The following is a 15,809-nucleotide window of genomic DNA, read 5'->3' as shown; positions in this document are numbered from 1 at the left end:
CTTCGAGCTGGCGCATCAGGTCGCGAGTATGGCCGGTCAGGTCTTCGATCTCGGTGGCATCTTCCGGCGAGACGATGAAGCGGAACTGGTGACGGTCGTCCTTGCCGCGATCGAGGAAGGCATCGCCGTCGGCGCGATCCTCGGTGGCCGAGTAGAGCCGGCCGCGCTCGCCGTCGCGCGAGGTGCCGTCGCGCTGGATGTAGCGCAGATGGGCGGCGGCCTTGCCGCTCTTGCCTGCCGCGCGAACCGAACGCGATTTGACGATGACGCGACGGCTCCCGGGCTGGCGATGGCTCCAGCCGTTCGACAGGTTGCGCGAGCGGACGAAGGCCGCGCCGCGCCCGCGCTTGACACCTCGGCCCGAGGCGACCACGCTATTGCGACCCTGCTTGCCACCGGCTCCTGCGCTGCCGCGCGAGACCCGACCGGAGGCCGCGCCATGCTGGCGGGCGATCTTCCTGACCTTCGTGAGGAAGCTCTTCGCCTGGCCGGCCTTCGACGCATCGGAGCGGATGCGGCCGGGCTTTGGGCGAAAGCGATTATCGTCGTCGGCGCTCATGGCCGGAAAACCGGCCGAAAGCGCCGGTTTCGGGCGAGAGTGCCGTCCAAAACGCGGCGGATGCTGGGTTTTCGGCAACCGGCGGCACCATGCCGCCCGGATGACGGTGCCGTCCCCAACAGTGTGCAGACAAGGGCTTGCCCCCCGGATCGGACCCATGGGGTGCCGTCCGCTTTAATCTTGCCCTCCCGCCTCTCTGCCCCTTTTGCCCGTCCTGACCCTGATTCAGCCAGACCCCGCCCATGCCCCCTGCACGCTGGAAAGGACCGCCGGGCACACCCACGCGCCATGCTCATCGCGGCCCTCCCGCTTCCGCGCGGGCCACGAACAGGCCGTCCGACTGCGGTACGATCGCGGAGAGATCGCGCACTGGCGATGTGGTGGGAGTGTCGCCGGACCGCTCGTCGGACTGCACGGGATCGGCGGAAGACGTGCGCTCCGCCTGCGCGACGAACAGCGGCGCGCGGGTCCACAACAGCGGATCGGCCACCGCGATTTCGACCGGCCCGGTGATCTCGCCGCCGCCGATCTCCGGGGCGAGCGTCGCGACATAGGCGCGTGTTTCGGCCGGCAACGGACGGCCGGCGAGATGTTCTTCGTAGCGACCCGGACCGGCATTGTAGGCGGCCAGAAACCCCGGCGATCCGTAGCGATCATGCAACTCGCGCAGATATGCCGCGCCCGCCAGAATGTTGTCGCGTGGATCATAGGGATCGCTGCCGAGCCGATGGCGGGCGCGCAAATCCGCCCAGGTGGCGGGCATGATCTGCATCAGACCCATCGCACCCTTGGGCGAGATCGCCCGCACGTCGTTGGCGCTTTCGACGCGCATGACGGCCCTGATCCACGCCGCCGGAATGCCGAACCGCTGCGCCGCCTCGGCGATGTGCACGGCATAAGGATCGGCCTGGGATTGATGCTGCACCGGCTCCGACTGCGCCTGACAGGGCAGCGGCATCGCGACGGCGAGCACGACGGAAAGCAGAAGGACCGCCGATCGGACGGGCATTCTGTCTCCGCAACGACGCCAGCCTGCCAACGTGCTCGCTGCGGTCAAGGGTTCGCGCGGCGCGCCGATCTTCGATCGCCCTGGACCTTCGCTGCGCGCGCCGGCCGACCTGCGTTCGAGCGGGACGAAGGGATGAGACGGCCTGTTCGCGAACAAAGGGATGGGGCTTTGACGGGAAATCAGGCGCGCAATTCTGAAGGCATAGCGCATGAGATCACTCCCGCTCGCCGCGCTTGACCGGGCGCGTCCAGTGCAGCGACCAGGCGGCTCCGCCGTCGTCGTCGCGGAACAGGTTGGCGCGGATGGGCTGCGGCAAGGCGGGATCGTCAATCAGCAGCGAGACGTATTCGCCCGCGCGTTCACCGGTGCGTTTCCAGCCCGCGCCGATCTCCGGGCCGTCGTCCGCGCCATGGTGGATGCGGTAGTCCGGCGCGTTCTCGGCATCGGAGGGCTCGGCCGGAACGATAGTGAGTTCGCGGAAGAGCGTGAACGTATGGACGCGCCCGACGAAGCCTGTCGTCTCGCGCGTGAATTGGCCGATCTGCGGCATGGGAAGCTCCTTGATGCTGGTGGTTGAGTGAAAGCCAGCGAGCGCCATGCCCGCCGGAATCTTGGCGGTCAGCGCGTCGCGGCGCGCCAGACGAAACGACCGTCGCCGTCCTCGTCGGTGTAGATCGGCGTCGCGCGGCCGATGACGGAACTCGCCGGGATCGGACCGAAGTAGCGGCCGTCCAGGCTGTCGCGGACATCCGCGTTCATCAGGAAGATCTCGTCACCGGCAATGCGGCGGCAGCCGTTCCAGACCGGCAGTTTGCGGCCCGCCCGGTCGCGGTCGAGCGCCGCGCCGAGTTCGATGCCATCGACCGTGATGATGCGGCGGACGCGGCAGACTTCCTGCCCCGGCAGCCCCATGACGCGCTTGAGCAGCGGCACGCCGCGGCCAATATAGCCGCGCTCCACCATGAAGTCGGCGAGCGCTTCGGGCGGATCGACCGCGACAAGATCGGTGACGGTGAGATCGCGGGGCGGATCGATATCGTAGAGGCCGATCGGCGCGCTGGCGGAGACGTTCCACACCAGCCGCGTCGGCGTCGGAACGAACGACGCGATGGCGACGCCCATGATCGAGAAATACGTCACCATCACATAGCCGAAGCGGGTCATGGCTCGGCCCTCCGGCGCTTGAGGAACGCCCGGTGCTGGTCGATGGTGTAGGTGCGCGGTTCGTGATTGGCGGTCAGCCGATTGTGGACGTGCCGCCAGTGATCGGGCGATACATCCTCCGGATCGATGCCGATCGCCTGGATCGCGTCGATGTGCCGGAGCACCTGTTCGACCTTCGGCCAGCCGTCGATCTTCAGCAGGATGTCGCCGCCGGGACGCACGAAGGGCAGCGTCTGATAGGGTTCGCTCGGCTGCACCGCACGCACGATGTCGATGCACGAGATGATCGTGCCGAAGTCGTTCGAAGCCCATCGGACGAAGGCGAAGATGGCGTCCGGCCGGAACGAGAAGATGCGGCGGCGACGGTCGAGGATCTGTTCATGCGTCTCACAGCCGAACCTGATCCAGTGCTCGATCTTCTTCTCGACGAACGTCAGCTCGACATGGGTCAGGTTGTCGGAGGGAAGCGCCGACGGCACGGGGCCGCCGCGCACGCGGGGAGCCGCGTTGCCGGTCATGGGGTGTCTCCTTCGGTGGTGGGGAATTCGCGCGCGAGCAGCGCGCGCAGCATGTCGGCGACGGTGACGCCGCGCTGGAAGGCAACGATCTTGATGCGGCCGCGTAGCTCCGTCGTGATGTCGATCGTCAGCCGGGCTGTGAACGCAGCGCCATCGCTCGTGCGGGCCGATGGCGGCTCAGTGGCTTTGACCCAGCGTTCGGGATCGGCAGGACGGGCCGCAAAACCGCGCTTCGGGGATCGCTCGCTCATGGCGCGATCCTTCCGATACCGAGCCGACCGATCTCGGCGGTAAGCGCCGCGATCTCGCGCGCGGCGGGACTGTCCTCGTCGATCTCCGATGCGAGCCGCCCGGACTGCGCGGCATCGGCAAAGACGACGCGCTGGCCTATGGTGGTGGCGAGCAAGGGCGGATCGTGCTCGGCCAGCGTCTCGGCCGTCTCACGGGCGATGACAGTGCGCGCACCACAGCGGTTCAGCACGAAGCGGGCGACAAGCTCGGGCCGGTAAATGCGCGCCTCGGCCAGCAGCGTCAGCATCTCGGCTGAGGCCCAGCCGTCGAACGGCGACGGCTGTACCGGGATCAACACGAGATCGGCGGCGAGCAAAGCCGAGCGCATCAGCCCGGCGACGCGCGGCGGTCCGTCGATGACGATGTGGTCGACATCGCGCGCAAGCTCGGGGGCTTCCCGGTGCAAGGTGTCTCGGGCCAGGCCGACAACGCCGAACAGCCGTGGGCAGCCTTCACGCGCCCGCTGTTGCGACCAGTCGAGCGCCGAGCCTTGCGGGTCCGCGTCGATCAGCGTGACCCGCCGGCCGGTTCTGGCCCATTCGCCAGCGAGATGCAGCGCCAGCGTCGTCTTGCCGACACCGCCCTTTTGATTGAGCAGGGCGACGATCATGGCACCCGCCTCGATCGTCTGGCGGCACCGGCACCATGGGTCGCGCCCGCGCGCGTCAAAGAAAAAGAGTTAGATTCTTGGTTAGACTCTAAGTTAGCGGTCGGATTCCGCGTTTCGGGCCAAAGGTTTAACTGCGGTCCGTGCGCCCGAAATCCCGATAGTCCTGCGCCCGAAGTCCCGATACCGTTTGCGCCCGAAGTCACGAGCGTTTCCACAGCCTCGTCCACAGGCACTGTGGACAACATCGTCGGCCGGATATGCAGCAGTTCGCGCCGGCCCTGGCGGGAGATCTTGAGCTGATAGCCAGGCAGCGGTTGACGGGCGACGATGCGTCGAATGTCGAGCGCGAAGTCAGACGGCCGCGCCAGGCTGCCGGACTTCTCGTGGAGATGCCCGACCTCGAAGATCCAGCCATGAAGCTGGCGACCGGCGTGCTTGCGGGCGACGCGGTAGAGCCAGCGTTCGATCCCGCCGGTCAGCCGGAAATAGTTCGGGTCGATGGTCAGGACCAGCGAGCGGTCAATGACGCCGCGATAGAACCAGTCGGGCAGCACGAACTCCATGCCCTCGACGCGGCCGTCATGCGTGGTCAGTTCTTCCCATTCGTTGATCCAGGAGAACTGATGCCGGCGCCAATGCTCGCCGTGGCGGAGGGTCGTGGCGATGACGGTCGATTGCAGGCGGGCGAACGCGCCCTTGAGCAGCCGGTACTCCCTCGCGCCGGTGCCCCGTCCGATCGCCATCAGGAGCTGGTACGGCGTGAAGCGCAGAAAGCGCGATGTCTTCAGGCCATGGTTCTCGGCCTCGACGATCTGCGACGCTGCCCAGATCAGCACGTCGGCGTCCCAGATGGTCGCCATGCCGTGTTCGGGCACGGCGAAGACCTCGACGCGGACGCCGCCGGATTCATAGAGGATCGGCGCTACCCGCTTGGCCTTGGCGAGCGAGAAGAACGGGCGCTCCATCAGGTCGCGCTGATCGCGGGGGCTGGCATCGCCCGTCGCGACGACGAAGGGATCGAGCCGCGCCCGCTCGCTGCCGACGAGGCGCTGGGTGCGCCGTCCGACGTCATGGGATGGACCGCCGGACATTCAGCGTGCGCCCCGCTCGGCGGGCGTCAGGGGACGCGCCGGAAAAACGCGGGTCGCATCCTTGTCGGTCGTGGATTTGCGGGCGGCGACGGCCGTCCAGGCTTGCAGGTCGTCCAGCGCATAGACGACGCGCCCGCCGATCTTGCGATAGGTCGGACCGGTGCCATAGGTGCGATGCTTCTCCAGCGTCCGCAGTGAAATGCCGAGGAAGCGGGCCGCATCGGGCGTGCGCAGGAATCGGGGCGGCAGCCCCGTCTTCGGGTCGATCATGATTGGACCTCCGGGTCGGGTTCGGCGGCTGTCGGCGGCGACAGCGGGCTATGGCGAACCGTGGCGGAGGATCGGCGGCTTGCAGCGTGCCGGAATCAGGGGGGTGCGATTCCGGCACCCGATGCCGAAATCAGAGGGGTGACGACCCGGCACCCCGGCGGTGTCGGCTCAAGCCGAGGTCACGCCGCCGTTCAGCGGCGGCGTGGCAGGCGGACCGGATAATGGAGTAGTTCGCGATAGCCGCCGCGCATGTAAAACAGGCCATCGGCGACGAGACGGCGCACCTTGTTCTTCAAGGGGCTGACTTCCCAATCGTTCTTCGACCGACCGTGAAAGCCGAGCAGCGCTTCGGCGATCACGCGATAGCTGGCCCCGGCCAGTTTTGCATCGAGCGCGCGCAGGATCAGGATATGACGCTCGCGGGTCTGGGCCGGAAGGTCGTGCCGCCGGTTGCCCGGCGGTCGTCCGGCCAGCGCCAGCCAGAAGCGCAGCGCGGCCTCGGCGCGCAGCTCGAACAGGGCGTCGAGCGGCAGGACGACGACGAAGCTCGCCCGGCCGTCCGGCGGCGGGTCCGCGAGCCAGAAGCGATGCTCCCCACCCGATCCGCGCCAAAGACCGTGCCAGGCGCTGTCCATCGGCGATCGTGCCGCGAGACCGGGAAGCCCCGGCAGCACGATGGGCATGGCAAAGTCGCCGGGTGGATCGCCTGATGGACGAAGCTCGAAGGCGTCAGGCTGGAGTGCGGGCGTCCAGAAGAGCGCGGCGCGATCGGCGGGCTGGTCCGGGTCCGCAGCGAAATCGTAACCCCCAGCGGTTAGAGAACGCGGTCTGCGCCTCGCTGTCGTAACGGGGTATCCGCTTCATGCGATGGAAGTCGCGGCGGTACTCATCGTCGCGGCGGAGATACTCCCAAGCGAAGCCGGCGGCAGGAATGCTATGGGCATGTCCATAAGTCGCCGACGCACGCCAATCAGAACTCGGCATGGCGTCACCTCTTTCTTTCCGGGCGCCGTCAGCGCCGGGAAGATGAAGTGTTCACAACTTGAGGTATATTTTGAACCTGCTGTTATCGGATATGTAGATCGCACAATCCGATCAATATTGGTGAATCATTACTTAACATCGCGGATGTAATTTGGCGAGCCGGGCGCAGCCCGGCGAGCGGCGGCCGTGTCATCGACATGGCCGCGCCGCCGATCCGGCTCCACGGATCGGCGGAAAATCTGAGGATGTGCGGAACCGGAAAGACGCAAAGCCGTGCAACCGGAAATCCGGCTGCACGGCTCCACGATCATCCGCGCTTCAGGCGCTGCATCCCTTCGGCCAACGTCCACAATGCGCGATTGAGACCGACATTCTGGTCGATACCGTTGATCGCACGGGTCTGGCTGCGACGGATACGGCCCTCGGCATTGGTGCGGCGACCGTCCAGCCCGCCGCGTATCATGTTCTCCTGAATGACGTTGAACGTGCTCCAGAGGCTTGGCCCGACATCCTCACGGCGGCGCGGCGCGATGATCTGATCGGGGCGGACGGGACTTTCGTCCTCGCCATAGCGAACGACAAGGCTCGCCTCGGCCAGAACACGTTGTTCGTCCTGCGACAGCCTTGTGTCCTTCATCGTCTCCGTCGCGTCGATCAGGCGCGGGAAGTCTTCCGCGACCGTATAGACGCCCTCGATAATCTGATCCTGAATGCCGCCCTTGTGGGGCACGCGGACTTCCTCGAAGCGCTCGCCCGCAATCATGCTGTTGGTGCAGACGAAGCGCAGCATCCCCGCGAACATCTGATAGGCCGACGTTCCGTCATGGCTGTTGACGATGATGACTTCCGCCGCCTCGGGCTTGCCGATGCCGTCATCCCGGCGCAGGCGCAGCATATGCTTGGCGTGGCCGTGGCGGCTCCCATCGCGCGGCACGGACTGTACGGCGAAGAACGGAAACCATCCTTCCCGGCGCAACCCTTCCACGATCTCAATGGTGGGAACGTAGACATAGCGATCCGACCGGCTGTCATGCGCCTCGCGGGCGAAGACGGACGGGACGTGGCGATAGAGGGCTTCGTTGTCGAGGGCTTCGCGCCCGCTGATCTGATGGCTGTTCCGGCCGAACCGGGTGGCGAGTTGATGATACATTTTCTGTCTCCGTGGGCTTGGGTTGGAGCGCAGCGCTGCGCTGCAACCCTGGCCGTCGCCGAGACCGGGGTAGCAAGGAGCAAGGGCGGCCGGGCCGGAGGGGGATCACCCGACCTGCACGGAACGGAGGAACGACGTGGAGGAAGGCCGGGGACACCGGCCCGGACGAGCGTCAGCGATCCCTTGCGCCGCGCGGGGGCAGCGCCCCTAGCCAAACCCGCCCGGCATGAGCGCCAGCGGGCGCCGGGCATCAGGATCTGATCGGGATGTGCAAAGTCGCAAACCCTGAAAACCGCACATCCTGATTGCCGTATTTCCTGACGGGCGGTGACGGCCATGACCATGACGAAGCCCCGCTGGGGCGAGCGGGGCTTCTGGAGATGTCCGGTCTCAGTCGCCGTTGCGGCGTGACCAGATGAGATTGTGGCCTTCGCCGTCCTCGCCTTCGACCAGGCTGGCGTAGATCGGTGCGGGGAAGCTCGGATCGTCCAGCTTGACGGAGAGGTATTCGCGCTGCGTCTCGCGGGCGGTCTTCTTCCAGGCTGCTCCGAATTCCGTGGCTCCAGCGAAGATGCGGAAGTCGGGGCCGCGCTCGCTGTCGCCCTCGGTTGGGACGAATTTCACGGTCTTGACGTTGAGGGTCAGGGTCTTGACTGCGCCGGTGAAGCCAGCCGAGCCGTTGTCGTTCTTGGTGAAGGTGCCGATGGTCGCCATGCCGTGTTCCTTTTTCCTTCGGGCCGCGCCTATCGCGACCTCGATGGTGGTCGTGCGACCGGGGACGATCGGCCCCGCACCCGTCAGGGCTGGAACGAAGTGGAAGGCGTGCGGCGACGGCTTTTTTGCTTCGCGATGCAAAGCCGGATCGGGGTCCCCGCGCGACTTGTCGCGTGGGGTGGTCAAGGCGGCGGAAAAAAGCTGGCGACGGGCGTTGCGGGAAGACGAGCGAGGCGCAGCCGGTCTTCGGTCAGACCCAATCCATTCGAGGACGCCGTTGATGTGGCTGACAGGGAATCCGAGGAACACGACACTGGTGGCGGTCGGCCTGCGCGCCGGACATGAGAACGGTGGCAAACCTGCTGTCGCGTCAACCTTACCCCTGACCTTCGATGGCAAGGCCCGTCCATCGTCCACGGGCGGACGCGGCTGCTTCCCGATCTTCAACTTCTTCGCCGTGGCATCATTGGCAGGCTGAAGACGATCGCCCACCGGCGCAACGTGGCCGTTCTCGCCAACTGGCGAGACAAGCTGCCGCGCGCACCACCCGCGGCAACGGTGTCGATGCCGAGAACGGAGCTAACGGGCTCATCGTCCTGCCGCAAGTGCTGTGAGCGGACATCTCGATGCCCTCGCTCACCCGAATGGGGCTTCATCAGCGGAAGGGCTACCAACCGCCGCTCTTCGCGTCAGCGATTGCAGCCGAATGGCGGAAACGCGCCTTCAGCGTGGTTCCGGCGCAGCCGAAAGCGCGGCCCGAAGGGCAACGCCATCGCTATCGAAGTTGCTTGCACCAGGTTAACTTGTTGTCGGATTGCCGCCGTCTGCATACGGCACTATTTTATGTCGGCCTCGTCGAGACAACTCCGAGCGCATCTCCCGCCAGACAAACTGACAAGGCGTTCCGTGTGACTGCTCTGCACGTCGCCAATCGCCAAATCATCAAGAGAGGAATCTACATTGGACGAGAACTTCGTTTTGATCTCCGGCTGCTCGGGAGGCGGAAAATCAACTCTTCTGAATGAGCTTCGTGTTCGGGGACACCATGTTGTCGAAGAGCCCGGCCGCCGCATCGTAAGGGAGGAGATGGCGGGCGACCAAAGGGCGCTCCCATGGGTCGATCCGGCAGCTTTTGCACGCCGAGCGATCGAGGTGACGCTGGCTGATAGACAGGCGGCACGAGCGCTCTCGGGCTGGGTGTTTTTCGACCGTGGGCTGATCGACGCGGCATCGGCGCTAGGTGCTGTGACGGGCGACGCCATGCTGGAAACACTTTGCGCGGCGCATCGGTATCATCGGCGTGTTTTCATGGCCCCGCCGTGGCCCGAGATTTACGCAACGGATGGCGAGCGCCAACACGGATTCGAGTCGAGCCTCACAGAATACCAACGATTGGCGACGGTCATACCGGCCTTCGGATACGAAACCGTCACCTTGCCGAAAAGCTCGGTATCTGCTCGCGCCGATTTCGTCCTGGCGTCTCTTTTGACCGGCCCTATGTAGGCCGCCGGTTCATAGGCGAAGCGCGCCGCTTCGACGCCGAGCATGAGGGCAGCGCATAGATGGCGAGCGTATAGCGCCTTGCAAGGCGCAAGGCCCGCTCTCCGTCCGCGGCGCCGATGAACGCGCAGCATTCCTCGTCTCTCGGCGTCAGATATTGACCGACCAGTCGCTCTTCTATAGATATGGGCGACTTATCCAGGTGAGAGAATGGCGAGGCCACGGAGCGACGAGAAGCGACAAGCAATCATGGCGGCGGCGATCAAGGTAATCGCCGCGCAGGGGCTCAGTGCGCCCACGGCGATGATCGGGAAAGAGGCCGGTGTCTCGAACGGGGCATTGTTCACGTATTTCGAAACCAAAGCCGACTTGCTGAACCAACTGTATATCGAGCTGAAGATCGATATGGCGGTCGCGACCCTGGCTGACCTTCCCGTTCATGCCGATGCCCGTGTGCAGATGCGTCATATTTGGAATGGATGGGTAGGGTGGGCAACAGCGCATCCGCAGGAACGGCGCGTTCTTGCCTATTTGAACGTCTCGAACGATGTCACACCCGAGAGTCACGAAGCAGCAAGCCGGTCGCAGGCCGACATCGCTTTACTGTTGGAGCGGATTCGTGCGGGCGGACCGATGCGCGACGCTCCACTGATGTTCGTCGCCTCGCTGATGACGGGTGTCGCAGAAGCGACGATCGATTTCATGACGCGCGATCCGGCGAACGCGGCCAGCCATACCGCCGCAGGCTTCGAAGCGCTCTGGCGCATCGTCGCCTGATTTTTTGTGATCTTTGAAAGAGCGACTGGACAGACAATGAGCGATGCGAAGAACTCAGGTATTCAAAACGCGGCACCCACGCGAGCCTATATCATTACCGGACCAACATCCGGCATCGGGCGTGCAGCCGCCTTCGAGCTGGCAAATCATGGAACTGTTATCCTCGTCGGGCGCGATCAGGGGAGACTCAACGAAGTTGAGCAGGCGCTCGAACGCGATGGCAAGCGTGCCGTCTCTGTCGTGGGTGACCTGTCCGACATAGCGAGCGTGCGGCGGGCAGCAGCCGACATCGTCGCCATGAACCTCCCGATCGCTGGCCTCCTCAACAATGCCGGCGTCATGCAGACGCGCCCGACGACAACCGCAAGCGGGTGGGACACGACGTTCGCGACGAACCATCTCGGACCGTTTGCCTTTACGGACGCGCTTGTGCCGCATCTTCCCGATGGGGCAGGCGTCCTCTTCCTGTGCTCGGCCATCGAGAACCCCGAACACAAGCCGGCCAAGGTCATGGGGATGCGCGGGGGTCGCTTCATCTCGGTCGAAGCGAGCGCCCGTGGCGAATGGATGCCAGGTGGCAGCAAGATGCCGGGCATGGATGCCTATGCCACGTCGAAACAATGCATCCTTGCCTCTGCACTCGCCTTTGCCAGGGATACGCCAAGGCTGCGGTTCAACGCCGTCGAGCCGGGGATCAACCCAAGCACCGGATTGGGCGGCGCGAACGCTTTCATGCGTCTCCTGTTCGGACAGATCATCACGCGGTTCCCGCCTTTCCGCCATTACAGAAGCACGCCGGAACAGGCGGCGCGTGTCATTGCCCGTATCCTGACAAGCCAATCCGTCGAAACGGGGATGTATTTCGACCATAAGGGAATAGCGATGCACGGATCTTCTCTCGCGCACGATCCGAAGTTCCAGGATCGCATCGTCAATGAGACGCGGGCCTTTCTCGACGCCGTGCGGGCGTGACTCGCGCGCCGGCGCTCTGCGTTAGCGAACTGCATTTAAATAGTATTCCAGCGCTTGCTTCGCCGAAGCTGTCGCGTTCAAGACGCCGCCAATGGACGCGACGAGGCGTGGCAGGCTGATGCTCCCAAGGCCGCTGCCCTTCATTTCGATAGCTGAAGAACGCAGCACGGCGGCTGGCAGAGTGATTTCAGCGCCGCTTATCGAGCCAATCCGCACGAAACGTAGCAGCCGTAGAACGCGCCCATGTCGAACGAGAAGTCGACGGAGAAATCCCCGGCTTCGTTCTTCGCGTGAAGGATGCGCGACAGTTCCGCCAGCTTAACTGAAATAGCGGCCCCACTGATCGCGTGCGGCGTTAGAGTGCCATAGCGTAGACGTAGTGCTCATCTTCATCGGGCGTGGCCCGCCACGGCGGCAGGTGCGGCGAACACCAGCGCCACGATCAGGCGCAGGACCAGCGAGCGTAGCGACACGACGAGGAACACCAGTAGGCCATAGGCTGCGGCCCCGGCGACGAGGCCTGTGCCGATCAGGCCGGAGCCGGTGGCGTAGGCGAAACGCGCGGCTTCCACAGCGAGCATGAAGGGCAGCGCATAGACGGCGAGCGTATAGGCCAGGACGCACAGTCCCGCGATCAAGGCCACGCTCATCAACATCACGGCGATCATGACGGGCCTCCATAGCGTCGATGACGGTTGCCGTCATCGGACAGTCGAGGTCAGCCGGTCGCGCGGTGAACACCGCGCGACCGGAATTTTGGATATCGGACGGGAGAAAGGCCGGGACCGCTGATGCGATCCCGGCCCGATTCTCACTCGGCGGCGATCTGGAAAGCGTCGTTGTCTTGGCGGTCGTCCAACCAAGCGGGCCGCGCGGTCCGCATGACGGCGGGAAGCCAGCCGGTTCCGGCCAGAAGCTGCTCGGCGGCGTCCGCCATCTCCGGCTTCTTCAAGCCCGCGATCCGCTCTGCCGCCTCGTCGCTGACGGCTTCGCGCACGGCGGCGAGGATATGCGCCTTGGTGACACGGCCCAGATAGGCCCGCACGGTCGGCGTCCAGTGCGCCGTCATGTCGAGGGCAACTGCCGTCGCCAGCTTGTCGGCCGTGGCATGGGCGTGAGGCTTGCGCTCCCAAGGCTGCTTCACCGCGTTGACGGTGAGCGAAGCGCAGTGGGCGAACAACGCCATGACGCTGGCATGGTCCAGACCGGCGACAAAGCCCCACAGGTCGGCCACATCGCGCGGCATGTCCTCGGCCCATCCGGCATGACGATCCGCCAGCGCCTTGCCCGCCGCCGTGTCCTCGATGCCGTCCGCGTGAGAAGCGAGATAGCCGCTGGTCGGGCGGATTTCGAGGCAGGCGGCGTCCACCCCGCGATAGAAGGTCTGCGCCGCCAGCGCATGGGTGACGGCGATCAGCGCCGCGTCCGGCTGCTCGCCCAAGGCCAGGCGAAGACCAAGCGTCCGGTGTGAGGTCAGGTCGCGGATGAGACCGTCCGACAGCGGCTTGCCCGCATCCCCGGTGTCCTCCTCGATCTCGAGCGAGGAAACGGGGTTGCCGTCCTCGTCATGGTCGCCATCCTCGATGATCTCGCCATCGCCGTTGACGCGAACGCCATCCGCCACGCTGCCGTTTGCACCGTCCTCGGTTTCGGGCTTTTCATCCTCGGCCCGGATGAAGCCGCGTTCGATGCGCGCTTCGCCGTCATGGGACAGGATGACGAACACGCCGCCGCACTCGATCTCTTGCGTCTCATAGGCGTGACGCAAGGCGTCGATGCGCTCGATCTCGGCTTCCAACGGCCCGAACCGCTGATCCACGTCATCGGGCAGTTCCTCGGCGCTGTCATATTGCTCGGTCAGCGCATTATAGTTCGCCTGCGCGGCGGCATAGGCTGCTTCGTCTTCCTCCGACAACGCCACCGGATGCGGATAGGTGCGGCGCAAGCCGTTGCCGTGCGGATAGTCGATATGGACAGAAGCCCACTTCCAGCCTTCGGCCTGCACCTCGGCGGCGATCCTCTCCAGCTTCTCGATGACAAGCCGGTCGAGCAACGCGGCGTCTTCGAAATAACCGCCCCTGTCCTCGGTGAAGAGATCGCGGATGATGTTCCCGCCCGCCTCCACATAGACGTCAGCGCCGACGAAAATTGCGCGCCGATCCGTCGCCGCGACGTTCATCTTTGTCAGATCGCGGCGGATGGTGGATGGGTCGCGATTCCACGACAAGTTTTCGTAAACCTGTTCCTGCCGGTCATGGTCCTCGGTGAGGGCGAAGGCCATCAACTGATCCAGCGACAAACCGCCGTCCCGATAGACCTGCATCAGCTTCGGGCTGACCGCGCCGAGGCGAAGCCGCTGTCTCACGACATGGGCGCTGACGCCGAACCGAGCGGCGATTTCCTCCGCGCCCCATCCACGATTTTCCGCCAGTTCGCGGAACCGCTCGAACTGGTCGGCTGGGTGCATGGCCTCACGGGTGACGTTCTCATCAAGGCTGATTTCCGCCGCGTCGTTCACGGTATCCAGAACGCAGCGGATGGCCTCCGCCTTCCTGATCTGCTTGCGCTTCACGCGTAGCACCTGCGCCAGCCTGCGGCCTTCGCCGATGGTGACGAAATAGCAACCGGTCGGCTCGCCTTCGGCGTTCGTTTCCGGCTCCACCACCAGATTTTGCAGCATCCCCTTGGCGGCGATGCTGGCCGCCAGCGCTTCGATATGGGCCTCGCTATGCGGGGTCTTGCGAGCGTTCCGGGGCGACTTCTTCAACTTGTTCAGCGGCACGAACAGCACCGCGCCGTTCTCAACGACGGGGGTTATGGAAACCGAGGCGATCGTCTCAAAAGTGTCGGTCATTGTCTTGATCCTCATGGGCTAGGGTTGGAGCGCAGCGCTGCGCTGCAACCCTGCCCGTCGGCGAGACCGGGGGGTGCAAGGGGCAAGGGCGGACGGGACGGAGGGGGATCACCCGGCCTGCACAAGCGGATCGAAATACGGGCGAGAGTGCGAAGGCATGCATCCGCGCGGAAGGCTGGGGAGACCGTCCCGGCCGAGCGTCAGCGATCCCTTGCGCCGCGCCAGGGGGCAGAGCCCCCAAGCAAGCCGCCCGGCATGAGCGCCAGCGGGCGCCGGGAATGATGACCGGAACAGGATGTGCGAAGCCGTAGAACCTGAAAGCCGTGCATCCTGATCGCCGTCTTTCCGTCTCCGGACGGATCATGAGCACGACGAAGCGCCCCGCCCGAAGGCGGAGCGCGGTTGCGATCGTCAGGCGGTGACTATCCTGCCGGATTGGCGGGCGCACCCGGCATACCAACTAAGCGGATGCTCGGCCTTGAAGTGGAGGTCGCGTTCGACCGGAAGCCGGAGACGTCCGCGCACCGATCGGATTTCGGCAAGACTGACGTAACCGAGTTCAGGTTCGCCAAGGCCGAGATCGCGAAGGCCGAACAGACGATCGGGGTCTTCGGGATCGGCTTCGGTGAGAAGCCAGGTGGCGCCAGCGTCCGGTGTGAAGAGCTTGACGACAGGACGCGGATCGATGTCCTCTCCGGCGGCGCTGCGAGCACCATTGGCGAGAAGCCGGGCATAGAGTTCGTCGGTGATGAGCACTGCGGCCATGTCGGCCTCCATTCGATGTCACCCTCCGATCGAGGGCGAGGAGGCGTTCGGCCGGCGCGATCGAGCGGCGCGGTCAGGCCCTACTCGGTCTGGTGCGGGCCGGGCTTGACCGCGCCGCGGCGGCAGCCAGCGTTACCGGGGCTCGTAGAGAGGGGGAGATCGAACCGGCCGTGACGACGCGCTCCTGCGAATGGACTCGTGTTGCTGGTTCACTGCGCTTCGGCTCTGCAGGGCAGCGGTTGCGGATAACGCAGCAGGTTCTCGGCCATGAACGAGACGAAGGCGGACAGTTTCGGCGACGGGTGGCGGCTTGCCGGCCACAGAATATGGAACGCACCCACATCGCGGATGTAGTCGTCGAGCACGCTGACGAGCGTGCCGCGTGAAAGCTGAGTGCGCACGGCGAACTGCGGCAGACAGACGAGGCCAAAGCCTTCCTCGGCCAGGCAGATCTGGGGTTCCAGCGTGCTCGCCACCAGCGTAACCGGCAGAGCCATATCGAGATCCACCCCGTCGCGCGCGAGCGGCCAGCGCTCAAGCTTGCCGGTCGAGGGATATTTGTGATGCAGGCAGGCGTGGTC

19 protein-coding genes are annotated in these 15,809 nt (G+C 65.2%); 3 read left to right on the top strand and 16 right to left on the bottom strand.

All coding sequences use genetic code 11. From position 1 onward, the window contains the following. Positions 1-851: 851 nt before the first annotated feature. From HUW53_RS17815 to HUW53_RS17760, 12 genes are all read right to left on the bottom strand, one after another. Positions 852-1,778, bottom strand: coding sequence for a lytic transglycosylase domain-containing protein (locus tag HUW53_RS17815; RefSeq protein WP_237347105.1), 927 nt, complete (start codon positions 1,776-1,778; stop codon positions 852-854). 4 nt (positions 1,779-1,782) lie between these two features. Continuing rightward, positions 1,783-2,118, bottom strand: coding sequence for a DUF736 domain-containing protein (locus HUW53_RS17810; RefSeq protein WP_237347104.1), 336 nt, complete (start codon positions 2,116-2,118; stop codon positions 1,783-1,785). A gap of 68 nt (positions 2,119-2,186) precedes the next feature. Further along, positions 2,187-2,732 carry a S26 family signal peptidase gene (locus HUW53_RS17805; protein WP_237347103.1) on the bottom strand — a complete coding sequence of 182 codons (546 nt, stop codon included), beginning with the start codon at positions 2,730-2,732 and terminating at the stop codon, positions 2,187-2,189. Further along, entirely contained in the window at positions 2,729-3,250 is a 522-nt protein-coding gene (locus HUW53_RS17800) for a DUF2840 domain-containing protein (RefSeq protein WP_237347102.1), read from the bottom strand. Before HUW53_RS17800 ends, HUW53_RS17805 begins: the two co-directional genes overlap by 4 nt. Next, the gene (locus HUW53_RS17795; RefSeq protein ID WP_237347101.1) at positions 3,247-3,501 is read right to left on the bottom strand and encodes a hypothetical protein; all 255 of its coding nucleotides are present in this window, start codon (positions 3,499-3,501) and stop codon (positions 3,247-3,249) included. Before HUW53_RS17795 ends, HUW53_RS17800 begins: the two co-directional genes overlap by 4 nt. Then, the gene (gene parA / locus HUW53_RS17790; RefSeq protein WP_237347100.1) at positions 3,498-4,151 is read right to left on the bottom strand and encodes a ParA family partition ATPase; all 654 of its coding nucleotides are present in this window, start codon (positions 4,149-4,151) and stop codon (positions 3,498-3,500) included. The genes HUW53_RS17795 and parA overlap by 4 nt, the downstream gene beginning before the upstream one ends. Then, entirely contained in the window at positions 4,148-5,242 is a 1,095-nt protein-coding gene (locus HUW53_RS17785; RefSeq protein ID WP_237347099.1) for a replication initiator protein A, read from the bottom strand. Before HUW53_RS17785 ends, parA begins: the two co-directional genes overlap by 4 nt. Further along, positions 5,243-5,512, bottom strand: a complete 270-nt coding sequence (locus HUW53_RS17780) for a helix-turn-helix transcriptional regulator (protein WP_018390177.1) — start codon at positions 5,510-5,512, stop codon at positions 5,243-5,245. Positions 5,513-5,703: 191 nt separating this feature from the next. Further along, complete coding sequence (locus HUW53_RS17775; protein ID WP_237347098.1) at positions 5,704-6,195, bottom strand: DUF2285 domain-containing protein; 492 nt, start codon at positions 6,193-6,195, stop codon at positions 5,704-5,706. A 46-nt stretch (positions 6,196-6,241) separates the two neighbouring features. After that, positions 6,242-6,496, bottom strand: coding sequence for a transcriptional regulator domain-containing protein (locus HUW53_RS17770; protein WP_237347097.1), 255 nt, complete (start codon positions 6,494-6,496; stop codon positions 6,242-6,244). A gap of 307 nt (positions 6,497-6,803) precedes the next feature. Then, a complete protein-coding gene (locus tag HUW53_RS17765) occupies positions 6,804-7,646 on the bottom strand; it encodes a DUF932 domain-containing protein (RefSeq protein WP_237347096.1) in 843 nt (280 codons plus the stop codon). Positions 7,647-8,036: 390 nt separating this feature from the next. Beyond that, positions 8,037-8,360 (bottom strand): DUF736 domain-containing protein, encoded by a 324-nt coding sequence (locus tag HUW53_RS17760; RefSeq protein WP_113866498.1) that lies wholly within the window; start codon positions 8,358-8,360, stop codon positions 8,037-8,039. A 960-nt stretch (positions 8,361-9,320) separates the two neighbouring features. On the opposite strand from HUW53_RS17760, the gene HUW53_RS17755 reads away from it, so the two are divergent. The 3 genes from HUW53_RS17755 to HUW53_RS17745 all read left to right on the top strand — a co-directional run bounded on the left by HUW53_RS17755 (position 9,321) and on the right by HUW53_RS17745 (position 11,609). Beyond that, the gene (locus HUW53_RS17755) at positions 9,321-9,863 is read left to right on the top strand and encodes an AAA family ATPase (protein ID WP_237347095.1); all 543 of its coding nucleotides are present in this window, start codon (positions 9,321-9,323) and stop codon (positions 9,861-9,863) included. 246 nt (positions 9,864-10,109) lie between these two features. Next, positions 10,110-10,637, top strand: a complete 528-nt coding sequence (locus HUW53_RS17750; protein ID WP_237347094.1) for a TetR/AcrR family transcriptional regulator — start codon at positions 10,110-10,112, stop codon at positions 10,635-10,637. A gap of 36 nt (positions 10,638-10,673) precedes the next feature. After that, positions 10,674-11,609: an SDR family NAD(P)-dependent oxidoreductase gene (locus HUW53_RS17745; protein ID WP_237347093.1), complete on the top strand. Its 936-nt coding sequence runs from the start codon at positions 10,674-10,676 to the stop codon at positions 11,607-11,609. Positions 11,610-11,998: 389 nt separating this feature from the next. On the opposite strand, the gene HUW53_RS17740 is transcribed toward HUW53_RS17745, so the two are convergent. From HUW53_RS17740 to HUW53_RS17725, 4 genes are all read right to left on the bottom strand, one after another. After that, positions 11,999-12,277 (bottom strand): hypothetical protein, encoded by a 279-nt coding sequence (locus HUW53_RS17740; RefSeq protein ID WP_237347092.1) that lies wholly within the window; start codon positions 12,275-12,277, stop codon positions 11,999-12,001. Positions 12,278-12,420: 143 nt separating this feature from the next. Continuing rightward, entirely contained in the window at positions 12,421-14,463 is a 2,043-nt protein-coding gene (locus HUW53_RS17735; protein WP_237347091.1) for a ParB/RepB/Spo0J family partition protein, read from the bottom strand. Positions 14,464-14,874: 411 nt separating this feature from the next. Further along, positions 14,875-15,228, bottom strand: a complete 354-nt coding sequence (locus tag HUW53_RS17730) for a DUF2958 domain-containing protein (RefSeq protein ID WP_237347090.1) — start codon at positions 15,226-15,228, stop codon at positions 14,875-14,877. 209 nt (positions 15,229-15,437) lie between these two features. Beyond that, a partial coding sequence (locus HUW53_RS17725; protein ID WP_237347089.1) for a LysR substrate-binding domain-containing protein occupies positions 15,438-15,809 on the bottom strand: 372 nt, incomplete at its 5' end.

It is taken from the genome of Xanthobacter agilis, from assembly GCF_021730435.1.
GTDB lineage: Bacteria > Pseudomonadota > Alphaproteobacteria > Rhizobiales > Xanthobacteraceae > Xanthobacter > Xanthobacter agilis.
The sequence above is the reverse complement of the archived record's forward strand: the minus strand, read 5'-3'. Positions and strand labels throughout refer to the sequence as shown.

Bases quoted from the DNA above. Each gene is read 5' to 3' on its own strand.
- HUW53_RS17740 (WP_237347092.1), bottom strand. From the start codon at position 12,277: ATGATCGCCGTGATGTTGATGAGCGTGGCCTTGATCGCGGGACTGTGC.
- HUW53_RS17765 (WP_237347096.1), bottom strand. From the start codon at position 7,646: ATGTATCATCAACTCGCCACCCGGTTCGGCCGGAACAGCCATCAGATC.
- HUW53_RS17785 (WP_237347099.1), bottom strand. From the start codon at position 5,242: ATGTCCGGCGGTCCATCCCATGACGTCGGACGGCGCACCCAGCGCCTC.
- HUW53_RS17795 (WP_237347101.1), bottom strand. From the start codon at position 3,501: ATGAGCGAGCGATCCCCGAAGCGCGGTTTTGCGGCCCGTCCTGCCGAT.
- parA (WP_237347100.1), bottom strand. From the start codon at position 4,151: ATGATCGTCGCCCTGCTCAATCAAAAGGGCGGTGTCGGCAAGACGACG.
- HUW53_RS17745 (WP_237347093.1), top strand. From the start codon at position 10,674: ATGAGCGATGCGAAGAACTCAGGTATTCAAAACGCGGCACCCACGCGA.
- HUW53_RS17750 (WP_237347094.1), top strand. From the start codon at position 10,110: ATGGCGGCGGCGATCAAGGTAATCGCCGCGCAGGGGCTCAGTGCGCCC.
- HUW53_RS17815 (WP_237347105.1), bottom strand. From the start codon at position 1,778: ATGCGCTATGCCTTCAGAATTGCGCGCCTGATTTCCCGTCAAAGCCCC.
- HUW53_RS17780 (WP_018390177.1), bottom strand. From the start codon at position 5,512: ATGATCGACCCGAAGACGGGGCTGCCGCCCCGATTCCTGCGCACGCCC.
- HUW53_RS17805 (WP_237347103.1), bottom strand. From the start codon at position 2,732: ATGACCCGCTTCGGCTATGTGATGGTGACGTATTTCTCGATCATGGGC.
- HUW53_RS17810 (WP_237347104.1), bottom strand. From the start codon at position 2,118: ATGCCGCAGATCGGCCAATTCACGCGCGAGACGACAGGCTTCGTCGGG.
- HUW53_RS17735 (WP_237347091.1), bottom strand. From the start codon at position 14,463: ATGACCGACACTTTTGAGACGATCGCCTCGGTTTCCATAACCCCCGTC.
- HUW53_RS17800 (WP_237347102.1), bottom strand. From the start codon at position 3,250: ATGACCGGCAACGCGGCTCCCCGCGTGCGCGGCGGCCCCGTGCCGTCG.
- HUW53_RS17770 (WP_237347097.1), bottom strand. From the start codon at position 6,496: ATGCCGAGTTCTGATTGGCGTGCGTCGGCGACTTATGGACATGCCCAT.
- HUW53_RS17760 (WP_113866498.1), bottom strand. From the start codon at position 8,360: ATGGCGACCATCGGCACCTTCACCAAGAACGACAACGGCTCGGCTGGC.
- HUW53_RS17775 (WP_237347098.1), bottom strand. From the start codon at position 6,195: ATGCCCATCGTGCTGCCGGGGCTTCCCGGTCTCGCGGCACGATCGCCG.
- HUW53_RS17730 (WP_237347090.1), bottom strand. From the start codon at position 15,228: ATGGCCGCAGTGCTCATCACCGACGAACTCTATGCCCGGCTTCTCGCC.